This window comes from Echinicola strongylocentroti, assembly GCF_003260975.1.
In the GTDB taxonomy this organism is placed as follows: Bacteria; Bacteroidota; Bacteroidia; order Cytophagales; family Cyclobacteriaceae; genus Echinicola; species Echinicola strongylocentroti.
Genome location: NZ_CP030041.1, coordinates 3918408 through 3934192 on the forward strand (window position 1 = coordinate 3918408; position 15785 = coordinate 3934192).

Sequence of the window (15785 nt, forward strand, 5' to 3'; positions counted from 1 at the left end):
TGAGTAGGTAATAGCTTGGGATCGGTTGCCGGTATGGGCTGTATGAAATGGCCAAAGTAATCATTGTTTTTCATTCCGATCGGTTTCATATTGGAATTTTCTGGTTAAATATGGCGTGATTTTTAAGGTCTGAAATATCCTTAAATGTCAAATCTAACACTTTTTATTATGGCGAATATACAGGATCTCGGCAATATATGAAACCGATTTCATATTTTAAGTAGTTATAAAATGTCTTTTTTATGATTGGAAATACTGGGGAGAGGTGGTTGTAACGTGTTTGTATTGTTGTTTTTAGGCTAAGTAGCGCATAGGAAGAATGTTTTTAATGATGCTGCAAATTAGTTAGGAGTTCTTAGCATCGTTAATATCATCGTTGTTGGTTAATTAATCGATTTAGTTGGTTTTATATCCGTTTTATGAATGGTGTTTTATGAATTTCTTCTAAATTTAGGTATGAAAAAATTTCTGCAATCGGTTGTAATTTATGTTTTTTTTTGTGAGGTTTATCCTGCCAATGCTTCCAGAATACCGCTTGTGTGGGTGGCTGATAGGCTTGGTGATTTTGTACAGTTAGTTTAACCCAAAAAACCAAACAATATGGATTCTACCTTTACCAAGAGTGTCCGGTCAAAGAGTGACCGACGATCTTGCAGGGACCTCGTGAAATGGTTGTTGATGCTGGTATTTATGCTAGTGGCCCATCTTTCAACGGCTCAAAATGTAACAGTATCAGGAGTGGTGCTGGATGAAAACGGAATGGGACTGCCGGGTGCAGCAGTGCAGGAGAAAGGAACAGCCAATGGCGTAGTGACTAATTTGGATGGAGATTATAGTATATCTGTTCAGGAGGGAGCGACATTGGTTTTTTCATTTTTGGGCTATACACCTCAGGAGATAAAAGTAGGCAACCAGACATCCATTGATGTGGATATGCAGCCAGACATGAGTTCCTTGGAGGAGGTCGTCGTAGTCGGCTATGGTACTTTACGCCAAGAAGCTGTTACGGGATCCGTAGCATCGATAGGGGGTGATGAGATGAGAGAAGTGGCCTCAGCAAATGTCACCCAGGCCTTGCAGGGGCGTCTTCCTGGAGTTGATATTTCACAGACTTCTACCCAGCCCGGTGCTACTATGCAGATCCGTATTCGGGGTGACCGGTCACTATCTGCGAGCAATGACCCACTGATTGTGCTTAACGGGATTCCTTTTGCGGGATCTATAGGTGATATCAGCCCCGAAGATATTGAAAGCATAGATGTGCTGAAGGACGCCTCGGCCACGGCGATATATGGTTCCCGTGGTGCCAATGGCGTGATTTTGATCACCACCAAAAAAGGTGCCAAGGGGCAAGAGGCCAAAGTGAGCTATAATGGTTTTTATGGCCCTAAGACTGTTTTTGCCAACTACCCAATGATGAATGGTCCGGAATTTATTGCCATGCGGGAGGCTGCAGGCTTATATACCAATGGCGCTGACGAATCCAATGATGTCAATACCGATTGGCAAGACCTGTTTTATCGGACCGGCGTGATGACCAGTCATGACATCAATGTGACTGGTGGTGGAGAGAAAAGTACCTATAGCTTTGGAGTGGGGTACTACCATGACGAAGGAGTGGTGCCGACCCAAGGGTACGATCGATTCTCCTTAAGGGCATCTGTGGACCAAGAGATCGGTCAGCATTTCAGGATTGGTTTTAATTCCAACAGTAACTATAACGAACGACAAGGGTCCCAAGTGGGATTATACAATACCCTGAGCATGTCACCGATTGCGTCACCTTATGAGGATGATGGCACGCCCAGAAGAACCATCAACATGCCTTTGGATGAGACTTGGGTGACGACTAGGGAGGTGATTAATAATGTACAGGATCAATGGCTGAATGAGACCAGGTCTTATGCCACTTATAATGCCTTGTACGGAGAACTTAAAATCCCAGGAGTGGAAGGATTGAAGTACAGGGTAAACTTGGGGCTGGACTATCGCCAGAGCAACCAAGGGGAATACACCGGTAAAGGGATCAACAGCGCAAACCCTGAGACACCATCTACAGCAGCTGTTGGCAATTCCCATACGTATCACTGGATTGTCGAAAACCTTTTGACCTATGACAAGACGATTGCAGATAAGCACATCATCAATGTGACGGCTCTATATTCCTCCGAGCAGAATAAATTCAATCGTTCAAGGATGTGGGCAAGGGATATACCTGCAGATCAGTTTCAGTTCTATAACCTTGGCTACGCCAATGGGGAGATACAGATCAATCCTGATGATCAACAATACGAGGTTTGGGGGTTGAAATCTGTTATGGGAAGGGTCATGTACTCTTACGATGACCGGTATATGATTTCGGCCACCCTAAGGTCAGATGGCTCCTCTAGGCTGGCTCCAGGGCATAAGTGGCATACTTATCCAGCCGTTTCTGCAGGGTGGAATATAGGAGATGAGGCTTTTATGGACAATGTTTCTTTTGTCAATATGCTGAAGCTAAGAGCTGGCTATGGGCAGACTTCCAATCAGGCCATTGCTCCTTATGCGACGCTGGGGGGATTGGGAACCCGTCCTTACAATTTTGGGGATGATACCTATGCTACAGGCTACTATGTAAACGCCCTTCCCAACCCAAACCTGGGCTGGGAGTATTCTGAAACATTAAACTTCGGCCTTGACTTCCGTTTGTTTGACCACCGACTGTCCGGTGCCGTCGAATATTATGTGACCAACACAAAAGACATTCTTTTGGGGGTCAATCTGCCAGGGACCTCGGGCGTGAGCAGTTATACGGCGAATATTGGAGAAACCCAGAACAAGGGGATTGAAATATCATTAAATGGTACCATTATCCAAAACAATGATTGGACCTGGGAGGCCGGGGTTAACCTATATGCTAACCGTAATAAGCTCGTGTCACTGGCTTCCGAACAACAAAGAGATGAAGGAAACTGGTGGTTTGTAGGCCATCCGATCAATGTAATATACGACTACGAATACCAAGGACTATGGCAAGAAGGCGACCCTTATCTGGACGTGCTGGAGCCAGGGGGCAATGTCGGGATGATTAAGGTGAAATATACCGGTGAATACGAAGAAGACGGTACACCTTCGCGGGCAATAGGTCCCGATGATCGCCAGATACTGGATCTTCAACCCAATTTTATGGGAGGCTTTAATACCCGTGTGGCGTACAAGAATTTTGACCTTAGCATTGTGGGGGCTTTTAAAAGCGGTGGCATATTGATCAGTACACTCCATTCTTCAACGGGCTACCTTAATATGCTCAGCGGACGAAGGAATAATGTTAAAGTGGACTATTGGACACCTGAAAATACAGGAGCAAGATACCCCGCTCCAGGGGGATTGGCCAGTGGAGATAATCCAAAATATGGGAATACATTGGGGTACTTCGACGCTTCTTTCCTGAAAATCCGAACCATGACGCTTGGGTATAATTTTGACCAAGGCAGTAACTGGATGAACAAGGCGGGTATCAGCAGGTTGAGAGTTTATGGTGCCGTGCAGAACCCATTTGTCTTGTTCTCACCTTTCCATAAGGAGTCAGGAATGGACCCTGAAACCAATTCCTACGGTGACGAAAATGCCGCAATAACCGACAATTACCCCAATCGGTTGTTGACCATTGGTACTAACTCACCGGCAACGCGCAATTTTATAGTAGGTATTAACTTGACATTCTAAAATAACCATGAAAACAATACATAAATATATAAAAACATGGATGAGAGTGGCCTCGATAACGGTCCTGCTTTCCTCCTGTACAGATCTGCTGGACGAACAGCCTCGCAGTAGTTTCGAACCAGGTTTCTTTGAGACAGAAGAAGGTGTATTGGGAGGGTTGACCTCGATGTACGCCCACTTACGCTATATATATGGACAAGCTTATTACTATAACACCTGCCAGACCGGGACGGACGAAGTGACCTATGCCCAGAGTGCTGACCAAAACTTTCTGGTCATGGACCTTAGTGGACAAGGTGTTATCGATGCCTCCAGCAGCCGCACAGATGCATTATGGGGGGCAGCTTTTTCCAATATCAACACGGCCAATGGCGTGATCCAATTTGCCGAAGAGGCAGGTATTTCGGACGAACTTATTGCGGAAGCTCGTTTTTTTAGGGCCTTTGATTATTTCTTGTTGGTACAGACTTTTGGTGGAGTGCCGCTGGATTTGGGCGCAGGGGAATTGGTCTTTAATACCAATCCTATCAGGACTTCCGTAAGGAATACCGTACCTGAAGTATATACGAAAAGTATCTTTCCGGACCTGCTTACGGCCGTAAATGACCTTCCAGCGTCAAGTCGTCTGACAGGGACAGCTACCAAAACACTGGCGCGTCTTTACTTGGCAAAAGCTTACCTCACCTATGGATGGTGGTTGGAGAATCCCAATAATATACCGACTTATCCAGAAGCTCAGCGAGTGGACCCGGATGGACATGATGCACAATGGTATTTCCAGCAGGCCTATGATATGGCATTGGAAGGCATAGAGGATCCGGGGCCTTTTGGGCTGCAGGAGACCTTTTATGATGTCAACTTGGCTCAAAATGACCGCAATAATGAAATACTGCTGTATGCTGATCATACCGAAACTAGTGAGTTTTACAATGGAGGAAGCTTGACTTATGGAGGCGGTAGTGCTCCCGATAACTTTGCCGGATGGATGATGACTTGGAATTACACCGTTATTAGGAGTAGCTCCTCTAATTCGCAGTGGGCAAATGATATCGAGTCGGTTAGAAGGGCTGCTATCCAAGCCACGGGGCGTCCTTGGACACGGATGTGTCCTACTGTCGGTGCCATTACCAACACCTTTGCGGACAAGTCCAATGACTCCCGCTATGACGGTACTTTCACTTCGGTGTACAGGGCCAATATTGACCGGGAGCCTGTCATCAGTGGCCCTGTGTACAATGCCAATTTGATGGAGGTGCAGCCGGGCGATGCGATATTGACTTTTCTTGATGAAGAGCCTGCTACTCCAGTGCAGTATCCTACTCCCACAAGCCAAGGAGGCAATATCGGTGCAGGAGTATTGCCGGGAAGGGCTGACTTTGTCATTCCTCCAAGTGGAGTCAGTAGGATTGTCTATCCGGGCCTTTGGAAGCTGGGGCCGTACCGTACGGATAATGGAAATGGCCTTGGACAGCCCAACGCAGGAAGTACCCGTCCGTTTAACATAGCGAAGTTTTCTGAGCTGTACTTTGTGGCGGCTGAGGCAGCGGTAAAAGGAGCCACTGGTTCTCAGACCGCCCGAGAGCTGATCAATGTCATTAGAGCCAGGGCCGGAAAATGGCGATGGGACAATAATGACAACGAAGAAAAAGTCGAAGACCATAGTGCCGAGATGGTGGCGGCGACTCCTTCCCAGATTGATGTCAATTATGTGTTGCACGAACGATCCCGTGAATACTTCGGTGAAGGTTATCGCTGGTTTGATCTGGTGAGGACCCAGAAGTGGGATGAGCTGGCGGGAACATACCGCATAGGGGGAGCCAATTATGGCGACCATACTCCGCAGACGGTGACCCGAACCATAGAACCATATCACTACTTACGCCCAATTCCCCAAGGCCAAATGGACGCAATGGAAGGGGATAACAGCAGCTATCAAAACCCAGGGTATTGAGTGTTAAGTACAAGCAGGAAAAACTGAAAGTCAAATAACATGAATCTAGTAATAAGATTATTTTTCTTCCTGATACTACCGCAATTTGCATTGGGGCAGATCAATTTGGATTATGAAAACAATCTGAATGAAAATGTTTTTGAGGTAGTAAATGGAAATAAAATTTCGACTATTTACTATGACAGGACCGATGCTAAACTAGTGGAAAGAACAGCAAGTTTATTTGCAGAAGATGTCGAAAGAATTACTGACATAAAGCCAAATGTTACGGATTCACTCAATAATTTAAAAGGAAATGTTGTAATTATTGGGACCATTGGTCAAAGCGAAATGATTGACAGTTTAGCGAAAAAACACGCTGAGTTTTCGGTGATTAAAGGTGATTGGGAGCGATTTGTAATTAAGACAATTTCTCAACCATTTGATGGTGTAGATGAGGCGTTGGTTATAGCAGGAAGTGATAAACGTGGAACTGCTTTTGGTGTTTTTACACTTTCAGAACAGATTGGGGTTTCACCTTGGTATTGGTGGGCAGACGTTCCTCCAAAGAAAAGTGATGCCTTAAATATTGAAAATTTGTCTTTCGTTTCAGATTCTCCTTCCGTGAAGTATAGGGGGATATTTTTAAATGACGAGTCTCCTGCATTACGGTACTGGGCAACGGAGAAATTTGGTGGGTTGAACCACCGGTTTTATGAAAAAGTATATGAGTTGTTGTTAAGAAACAAAGCAAATTACCTATGGCCGGCAATGTGGTTACCAACTGCGTTTTCTGATGATGATCCATTGAATCCCCAATTGGCAGATGAATACGGGATTGTAATCTCTACAAGCCATCATGAACCCATGATGCGTGCCCATGATGAGTGGAGAAGGTATAAAGGAGGTGCTTGGAATTATGAGACAAACAAGGAGCAATTACAAGCATTTTGGAAAGGAGGAATTGAACGCATGGGAGATTATGAAAGTGTGGTTACCGTTGGTATGCGAGGTGATGGTGATGAAGCTATGAGTGAAGATGCTGCCGTTGATTTGATGCAAACAATTATTGCCGACCAAAGAAAAATCATTTCTGAAGTAACTAAAAGACCCGCAGAAGAGGTCCCGCAGGTTTGGGCTATTTATAAGGAGGTTCAAGAGTATTATGACAAGGGAATGAGAGTAGATGATGATATCATGATACTCTTATGCGATGATAATTGGGGAAATGTGAGGATGCTTCCTAAAAAAGAGGATGCGGACTATAAAGGGGGATTCGGTATGTATTATCATTTTGATTATGTGGGTGCTCCCGTTTCCTATCGTTGGCAAAACGTGACTCAAATAGAAAGAACATGGGAACAAATGAAACTGTCCTATGATTGGGGAGTGGAAGATTTGTGGTTGGTGAATGTCGGGGATATCAAACCTATGGAATTTCCTATCAGCTTTTTTCTTGATATGGCTTGGGATGTGGAAGCATTCAGCCCCAATAGCCTTCCAGAGTATTATGTCAATTGGGCAAGGCAGCAATTTGGCAATCAAGATGCTGAGGAAATTGCCAATATTATTGCTCTTTATACAAAGTATAATGCAAGGCGAGTACCTGAAATGTTGACACCTGAAACCTATAGTTTAAAAAACTACCGGGAAGCAGATAGGGTATTATCAGAGTTTAAACACCTTTTACAATTAAGTGATAGGATTTATAATAACCTTTCTGAAAATTATAAATCTGCCTATTATCAATTAGTTCATTCTCCATTGGCAATGTGTAGTAATTTAAATGAAATGTATATAACTGCCGCAAAAAACAAGCTATATGCAGAACAAGGAAGGGCTTCTGCTAATGTCTATGCGGATAAGGTTAAAAAGTTGTTTTACAGGGATAAAGAGCTTACTCGTCAGTATCATGAAGATTTAGAGAATGGAAAGTGGAATCATATGATGTCCCAGACTCATATTGGTTATACTAGTTGGAATCATCCTCCAGCTAATAAAATGCCCCCTGTATCCTATGTCCAAACGCATAAAAGTGGAACATTGGGGTATATGTTAGAAAATGGCTCTGAACCTGATTGGGGAGGATTTAGTGTTGAGGGAGATGGGCTGTATAGTGAATCATTTTCCCAATTTGATCCTATAAACGACCAGCATTATTATATTGATGTCTTTAACAGAGGTGATGCAATATTGGATTTTACGATTACAGCCAAAAATGATTGGATAATTTTATCGTCAAAGGGCGGTTCCGTACAGTACGACCAACGTATTGATGTAAGTATTGATTGGGACAAAGCACCAAAAGAAAATAGTATTGGAGAGATTGAAATTTCGGGTGCTGGCCATAACTATTTAATAGAAGTTCCTATAAGAAACATTTCACCCAAAGTAGCTGGTTTTATTGAAAATAATGGGGTGGTGTCTATTGAAGCTGCTAATTATACAAAAAAGCAGGACGCCAAAGATGCTCATTGGGAGGTCATTCCTAACTTAGGCAGAACGCATTCATCAATCGTCGGGTTGCCAATGAACCATGAAAGTCAAGAATTGGATGAAAACACTTCTTACGTAGAATATGAGTTCACCTTATTAGGAGACAAAGATTTAAAAATCGAAACCTATCTTTCTCCCACCCAGGATTTTCTTAAAAATGGAGGACTTAAATTTGCTGTTGCTGTTGATAATGAAAAGCCTACGATTATTAACATTAACAAAGATGAAGTAAAACCTGACTGGGAATATGCAGAATGGTGGACAAAATCTGTTGGTAACCACATCAAAAAGAGAGTGTCTACGCATGAAAACATTAAAGCAGGAATTCACACATTAAAAGTCTGGCTTATTGACCCTGGTGTAGTAATCCAAAAATTTGTGATTGATGCAGGTGGGTTAAAGCCAAGTTATCTAGGACCTCCAGAAAGCCTAAATAAAGAAATATGAGAATGCCAATGCCTAATGCTGGCAAAAGTAATTGCGTTTTGCAAACTTTTCTGTGAACTGACAGTGAACTGCTTTTAACCCGGATTATGCATTAGGAATCGTAGTGGCTTGTCCAGGCTGATGTCGGGAAGAGCTGTGAACGCAATAGGTAGGCTAATGCACGTTCCGAGTTTACGTTTTCTGTTTATTTTGAGAGGCTGAAACAGGCCTTGAAGGATAAGAGTGGAAACTGGCAGGCAGGTCGCAAAATGAACGGGGACCAAAGTCACCAAGGCAGGCATTTGAGAATTGAAACGGGAAATTATGGCATTCAGAAACTGAAATTGTATCAATATAAATAAACTAAAGCAACAATGGGATTGATCCAAACATGGCGGTGGTACGGGCCCAATGACCCGGTGAGTTTACAGGATATCAAGCAAGCGGGAGCCACGGGGGTGGTGTCGGCTTTGCACCAGATTCCGCATGGGGATGAATGGCCCATTCAGCTTATCCAAGAGCGTAAAGCCATCATCGAAAAGGAGGGGTTGCAATGGTCCGTAGTAGAAAGTGTCCCAGTACATGAGGCCATAAAAACCAAGAATGAGCATGCTGAATTTTACCTGGAAAACTACCGGAAAACCCTTCGGAACTTGGCCAAGTGTGGTATAAAAACCGTCTGCTATAACTTTATGCCTGTTTTGGACTGGACACGGACAGACTTGGCGTGGCCACTCGGAAATGGCGCAAAGGCCCTGTACTTGGATTGGACAGATCTTGCGGTGTTTGATTTGAAAATTTTGCAAAGAGAAGGTGGAGAGGCGTTTTATAAGCCGGAAATCCTGTCGCAAGTAGAAGCTAGATTTGCTAAGATGCCCAAAGAAAAAAAGGAAGCTTTAACGGAAGTTATCCTGATGGGAGTACCCACAGAAGGCGGGGTGACCTTGAAGGCCCTTCACGAAAGCATCGAGATATATAGCAGCATAGGCAAGCATGGATTACAAAAAAATCTGACCTATTTTTTGGAAAGCATAGCAGACGTTTGTGAGGAGGAGGGCATCCTGATGACCATACACCCGGATGATCCGCCATTTCCGATTTTGGGATTGCCTCGTATTGCTTCTAGCGGAGAGGATTTGGAGCACATCATTCGGGCAGTGGATAGGCCTTTTAATGGGATCTGTTTCTGTACGGGATCACTGGGAGCCGGTGAGCATAATGACTTACCTGCTATCCTGGATGCCGTAGGCGATCGTGTTTACTTTGCCCATTTGAGAAATGTGAAAAAAGATGCCTTGGGCAATTTCCATGAATCGGATCACTTGGACGGTGATGTAGATATGTGTGCCGTTATGGAGCGACTGGTCCAGCTAAATGCGCAGCGAAAGAGCCCAATTCCTTTTCGTCCTGACCATGGCCATCAGATGCTGGACGATTTGCAGAAAGTGACCAATCCGGGTTATTCGGCGATCGGCCGCCTGAAAGGACTGGCAGAACTTCGTGGTCTCGAAAGAGGGATCGAAGCGGGCTTGTTAGACTAAGAGGGAGCCAATACAAATAGTTGCATGTGGAGTGGAAGATGGACGTAGGATGAAAGAGCCAAATCAAGATGCTTTGTAGGCTTCGTTCCAGTGCTCTTGGCTCACCGATTCAATAAATTGAGCGATGCCCTCTTTCTTCTATGTTTATTTAACCCGGAATTAGTAGTGAGAATCCGTTAAAAAAACAACCATTAATGAACATTAGTATACACACCTTCCTTTTTGCACTATTAGCTAATCTTTTTTTTGTCCAAAGTGAGGTTTTTGCCAGGCAGTCAAATGACGTAGTCTCCAGACATGCTGGAGCAGGACGTTTTCCGTTGGCGGCAGATGTTGCCACTGCCTTGGTGGTGGACGACGAAGTCGAAAAGAGCGTTTTGATAGCCACAGAAAATTTTCAAAAAGATGTCCATGCCGTTACAGGCCAGTCGCCAGACCTTCTGGAAAAAGAGGACTTGGCCGGGCATTCGCATGTGGTGGTGATTGGAGTAGTGGGAAAAAGCCAGATAATCAATGCGCTGGAGAAGTCAGGTAAATTGGATGTTAGCATGATCAAGGGGCAATGGGAAGTGTTTCACCGACAGGTGGTCCAGCAGCCTTTTCCAGGTATTGATGAAGCGTTGGTTATTGCGGGAAGTGATCCGCGAGGTGCTGTTTTTGGGGTCTATGAGCTTTCTGAGCAGATTGGTGTCAGTCCGTGGAATTGGTGGGCAGATGTGCCTGTCAAGCCTCTTGAGGAATTGTATATCAGCACAGAACCTTTTACCAGTGCAGAGCCATCTGTCAAATATAGAGGGGTTTTTCTCAATGACGAGGACTGGGGCCTCCAGCCTTGGGCTGCGAAGACCTTTGAGCCGGAGATAGGTGATATTGGCCCTAAAACCTACGCCAAGATTTTTGAGCTTTTGCTACGGCTGAAAGCCAATTTTATTTGGCCGGCCATGCACCCAAGTACCAAAGCATTTTTCCATTATCCAGGCAATGCCGAGATGGCAAAGAATTATGGTGTTGTCATCGGTACATCCCATGCAGAGCCTATGCTCCGCAATAATGTTGATGAGTGGGATCATGATGTACTTGGGGACTTTAACTATACTACCAACCGGGACCAAGTTTACAACTATTGGGACCAAAGGGTGGAGGAAAGCCAAGGCATTGATGCTGTGTACACCGTCGGTATGAGAGGGGTGCATGACAGCGGGATGGAAGGTGCCGGCAGCACAGAAGAGGCTGCGCAGCTATTGGAAAAGGTCATCCAAGACCAGCGGGGCATGCTCGAAAAGCACATTGCCTCCGATGCAGCGGTGGTTCCGCAGGCCTTTACTGCGTATAAGGAAGTGCTGGGGATTTATGACGCAGGGTTGGATTTGCCGGATGACATTACCTTGGTCTGGCCAGATGATAATTACGGTTATATCCGGCGACTCAGTGATGCCGATGAACGCCAGCGAGCAGGTGGATCGGGTGTTTATTACCACGCATCTTATTGGGGAAGGCCACACGATTACCTATGGCTAAGCTCCACCCATCCTGCTCTGATCAGGGAGGAGATGATGAAAGCTTATCGGCTTGATGCGCGGGATATTTGGGTGCTCAATGTGGGGGATATCAAACCATTGGAATATAATATCCAACTGTTTATGGATATGGCCTATGCTGTGCGGCCTTTCGAACAACCCGCCTACGTCAAAGACCATTTGACGGCTTGGTATAAAGGGATTTTTGGCGAGCAGGGAAAGACCATTGCAGAAGTGAAATGGAAGTATTACCAATTGGCCTTTGAGCGCAGGCCTGAATTTATGGGCTGGAGCCAGACCGAACCTACTACGCCAGTATTCGAAAGTGCCTATAGTCCCTTTGTGGCTGGTGATGAAGTAGAAAAAAGAATCGGTGCTTATCAGGCGATGGAGGAGGAGCTGCAAGAAATCAAATCCACTATGGACGAAGAGCATTTTCCCGCTTTTTACCAGTTGGCTTTTTATCCAGTGAGGGGAGCTTCCCTGATGAATCAGAAATTCCTCTATCGACAGAAAGCACTGAGCTACCAAAAGGAAGGAAGGTTATCGGCGGCTGATTACGCAGCTTTGAGCCATGCCGCTTATGATGAAATAGTGGAGGAAACGGCCTTTTATAACCAGCAACTCCTAGATGGTAAATGGAATCATATGATGGATCATGCCCCCAGAAGGTTGCCAGTATATCAGGATCCGGAAATTGCCCTTGCAAAACGGAAGCCCACCAAACATTCTGTAGGGATAAGCCTGGAGCGGGGAGCAATGGCCCGAGATAAACTTCCAGTCTTTAATAATGCCACCAAGCGGAAATATTTCTTTGACCTGTTCTTGAAAAACGAATCAGAAGCCTCTTGGGAGGTGGTTTCCAAACCGGATTATATCCTCTTGAATCAATCTTCAGGTGTGTTGGCTCCCACTGGCCAAAAAGAGACTAGGATTTGGGTGGAGGTAGATTGGTCAAAAGTTGCCCCGTCAGGATCGAAGGTGAATGGAGAAATTCACCTTGAGGTGGATGGCCAGGCTGAATCCGTTCTGGTAGAGTTGAATAATATGAAAGAGGCTAAGGGTGTTAAATTTGTCAACGATAACGGGCAAGTGATTATATATGCCGAAAACTACAGCCATAAAAACACCCATGATCAACTAAGCTGGCAGCTCATCGAGGGATTGGGCCATAGCGGGGCAGTGATGGGGACTTCACCCCTGAAGCAAGCTAGCGCAAAAGGGGACTTTGAAGCCCAAGCTTCTTTGATTTATGAGTTTTACATGGATGAGCGGACGGATAAAGTGTCCATTGATTTTCAATGCTTGCCTTCCCATCCATTGACCAAGGAAAATGGTCTTAGGTTAGGCTATTCGGTAAATGGTGGTGCAGTTCAGGTGCTGGACTTTGAGACGCATGGAAGGAGCGAAGAGTGGAAGCAAAACGTGCTCCGCAACGCCGCCATCAAAACAGCCGAAGGAATTTCCCTTAAGAAAGGACTCAATACCCTGAAGGTGTTTTGGGTAGATCCCGGGCTGCTGCTGGACGTGATCAGCGTAAAAACCGGGTCTTCCCTGAAAGAAGGATATGGGCTTTTACCTGAAACGAAGAAATAGCATTTCCACATTGGTAGAGGTATCCAGCCTTCCGGATTTCTAATGACAATCGACAATAACCCAGTAAATCATGATAGTAACCTACAACCGATCGTTTCTATTTATTGCCTTGATGGTGATGCTGACAGGTGCTTTACAGGCCAAAGTAAGACTTCCTCATTTGATCAGTGATGGGATGGTGCTTCAGCGTGACCAGCCTATCCGGATGTGGGGGTGGGCTGATGCTGGCGAAAAAGTTACTGTTCATTTTGATGGAAATACACAGGAAACCAAAGCCAATAAAGAGGGAGAATGGGAGGTGTTTTTCCCTTCCATGAAGGCAGGAGGCCCGTACACCGTGGAGGTCAATGGGGAGAATTTGATTGTTTTAAAGGAAGTGTATGTTGGAGATGTGTGGGCATGTTCTGGCCAATCCAATATGGAGTTGACGATGGCACGTGTGCAGCCGATGTTTCCCGAGGAATTTGACCAAGAAGCCCGGCCCGCCATTAGGTATTTTGATGTGCCGGATGCCTATGATTTTTCCCATGTGCAAACGGACACCCGTGGAGGGGAATGGATCCAAGTAGACAAGGAACACATCAGCCAATTTTCGGCGGTAGCTTATTTTTTTGCAAAACGGCTGAATGAAAAATACGATGTGCCCATTGGGCTGATCAATGCCAGCGTGGGAGGATCACCCATTCAGTCTTGGATCAGCAAGGAGGAGCTGAAACGGTTTCCGGAGGACTTTGCAGAAGCAGAAAAATTCAGGAATCCCGACTTGATCAAGCAAATCGAAAAGCAAGACCGAGAACGTATTAGCACTTGGCAAAGAACGGTATGGCAGAAGGATAAAGGCTATGCCCAATCAGCAGCGCCTTGGCATTCGCTGAATGTCCAAAAAGAAGGTTGGGAAAAAATGGAGCGTTTGACGCTATTGCCCTTGACGGATGATCGGGCCGTTAATGGCGTTTATTGGTTCCGAAAGGAAATTGAACTCTACGATCCCGATGTCAGTAAGTTGCCAGCAAAACTGCTGATGGGAACGATGATCGACAGTGATTCGACGTATGTCAATGGCCAATTGGTCGGCACGACAGGCTATCGCTATCCCCCAAGACGCTACAAAGTGCCCTTGGGAGTGTTGCGACAGGGGAAAAACGTGTTGACGATGAGGCTGATCAATGAACGTGGCCAAGGAGGCTTTGTGGAGGAGAAACCCTATCAACTGGAAGTGGGTGATGAGGTCATCGATTTGAAGCGTGATTGGCATTATCAGCTTGGTGCTGCCATGCCAGCGTTGCCGGGGCAGACTTTTGTGCGATGGAAGCCGCTGGGCTTGTATCAGGCGATGATGGCCCCCGTGCAGGAGTTTCCTGTCAAGGGTGTGATCTGGTACCAAGGGGAGTCCAATACCGGTAATCCCTCGATCTACGCTGAGCAGATGAAAGCATTGATTATTGGCTTGCGCAATGCTTGGGAGCGTGAAGACCTGCCTTTCCTTTATGTGCAGTTGCCTAATTTTATGGAGGCTTCCGAATCTCCTCAGGAAAGCAATTGGGCCGTTCTTCGGGAAAAACAACGAATGGTGGCGATGGAAGTGCCCCACACGGGGATGGCTGTGGCCATCGATGCCGGCGAAGCCAACGATATCCATCCGTTGGACAAGAAGACTATTGGCGATCGACTGGCTCTTCAGGCCTTTGCCGTGGCCTATGGAGAAGAAGGAGGCCCTTTTTCTGGCCCTTCCCTGAAAAGTGCCCAGATCAAAGAAGGGGTGATTGAGCTTGCTTTTGAGACAGAAGGCAGTGGATTGGCCGTCGCTGATGGGCGTATCCCGCAAGGGTTTGCGCTGGCAGGAGAGGGCGGAGGTTTCCATTGGGCGGAAGCCCGGATAGAAGGAGAAAAAGTGATCCTGTCCAGTCCAATGGTGAAGCGTCCCAAGACCGTCCGATATGCGTGGGCTGATAATCCAGCAAAGGCCAATTTGGTCAATGCAGAGGGATTGCCGGCCTCACCGTTTGAAATTTCGGTAGAATAGCAACAGGAAGAAGTGTCAAGTAGTGAAAAGTGAGACGTGAGATTCTCCCTCGCAGCGGCGGGGAGGTTCGGTGGGGGCTGGGGTGAAGTAGCCATAAGCAAGACAAGTGGGGCATGTGTAGAAAGACAAAATTCCCCAATAAAAAAGGAAAGGGAAAGGAAAATGTGGTTTTGTGGATATTGAAGGAATTTTTATAGTGAATAGTAAGCGAGCGGTTGACGGAAATGGAGTAGATTAGCAATGTGGGGAAACTTGTCTTTGAAATATTGTACTGGCACCAAAGGCTTTTGGGGAGAACATTGGAGATTAATGTGGTGAAGGAGAAAAGTACTTTGAGACAATTTTGTGAAGGTTAGAATTGATAATTCGAAACACCTTGTTTTTGAGGAGGCCGGAGATAGTCTTAGCAAGAAAGCACAGGTGAAATTCCTCGAAAAACTCGGTCGATTTGACTGGATTTTAGGATTCTCCTGAAAGTGGGATGACAATACTTTGCAAAAAAAACAATAACTTAAGCGCTCATTTGAAACAAATAAAAAACCGTTAAACCT

The 15785-nt window shown here is 45.5% G+C and carries 7 protein-coding genes; all 7 read left to right on the plus strand.

The window, feature by feature from the left end:
• Window positions 1-600 precede the first annotated feature (600 nt).
• A complete protein-coding gene (locus DN752_RS15290; protein WP_112784750.1) occupies window positions 601-3705 on the plus strand; it encodes a SusC/RagA family TonB-linked outer membrane protein in 3105 nt (1034 codons plus the stop codon).
• 7 nt (window positions 3706-3712) lie between these two features.
• A complete protein-coding gene (locus DN752_RS15295; protein WP_112784751.1) occupies window positions 3713-5656 on the plus strand; it encodes a RagB/SusD family nutrient uptake outer membrane protein in 1944 nt (647 codons plus the stop codon).
• A 39-nt stretch (window positions 5657-5695) separates the two neighbouring features.
• Entirely contained in the window at window positions 5696-8578 is a 2883-nt protein-coding gene (locus tag DN752_RS15300; protein WP_112784752.1) for a glycosyl hydrolase 115 family protein, read from the plus strand.
• Window positions 8579-8775: 197 nt separating this feature from the next.
• The gene (locus DN752_RS25355) at window positions 8776-8919 is read left to right on the plus strand and encodes a DUF5597 domain-containing protein (RefSeq protein WP_170134493.1); all 144 of its coding nucleotides are present in this window, start codon (window positions 8776-8778) and stop codon (window positions 8917-8919) included.
• A gap of 12 nt (window positions 8920-8931) precedes the next feature.
• Window positions 8932-10098 carry a mannonate dehydratase gene (gene uxuA / locus DN752_RS15305; RefSeq protein ID WP_112784753.1) on the plus strand — a complete coding sequence of 389 codons (1167 nt, stop codon included), beginning with the start codon at window positions 8932-8934 and terminating at the stop codon, window positions 10096-10098.
• Window positions 10099-10292: 194 nt separating this feature from the next.
• Window positions 10293-13211, plus strand: coding sequence for a glycosyl hydrolase 115 family protein (locus DN752_RS15310; protein ID WP_112784754.1), 2919 nt, complete (start codon window positions 10293-10295; stop codon window positions 13209-13211).
• Between the two features lie 70 nt (window positions 13212-13281).
• Complete coding sequence (locus tag DN752_RS15315; protein ID WP_112784755.1) at window positions 13282-15234, plus strand: sialate O-acetylesterase; 1953 nt, start codon at window positions 13282-13284, stop codon at window positions 15232-15234.
• Window positions 15235-15785 lie beyond the last annotated feature (551 nt).

Bases quoted from the DNA above. Each gene is read 5' to 3' on its own strand.
- DN752_RS15315 (WP_112784755.1), top strand. From the start codon at position 13,282: ATGATAGTAACCTACAACCGATCGTTTCTATTTATTGCCTTGATGGTG.
- DN752_RS15295 (WP_112784751.1), top strand. From the start codon at position 3,713: ATGAAAACAATACATAAATATATAAAAACATGGATGAGAGTGGCCTCG.
- DN752_RS15290 (WP_112784750.1), top strand. From the start codon at position 601: ATGGATTCTACCTTTACCAAGAGTGTCCGGTCAAAGAGTGACCGACGA.
- DN752_RS15300 (WP_112784752.1), top strand. From the start codon at position 5,696: ATGAATCTAGTAATAAGATTATTTTTCTTCCTGATACTACCGCAATTT.
- uxuA (WP_112784753.1), top strand. From the start codon at position 8,932: ATGGGATTGATCCAAACATGGCGGTGGTACGGGCCCAATGACCCGGTG.
- DN752_RS15310 (WP_112784754.1), top strand. From the start codon at position 10,293: ATGAACATTAGTATACACACCTTCCTTTTTGCACTATTAGCTAATCTT.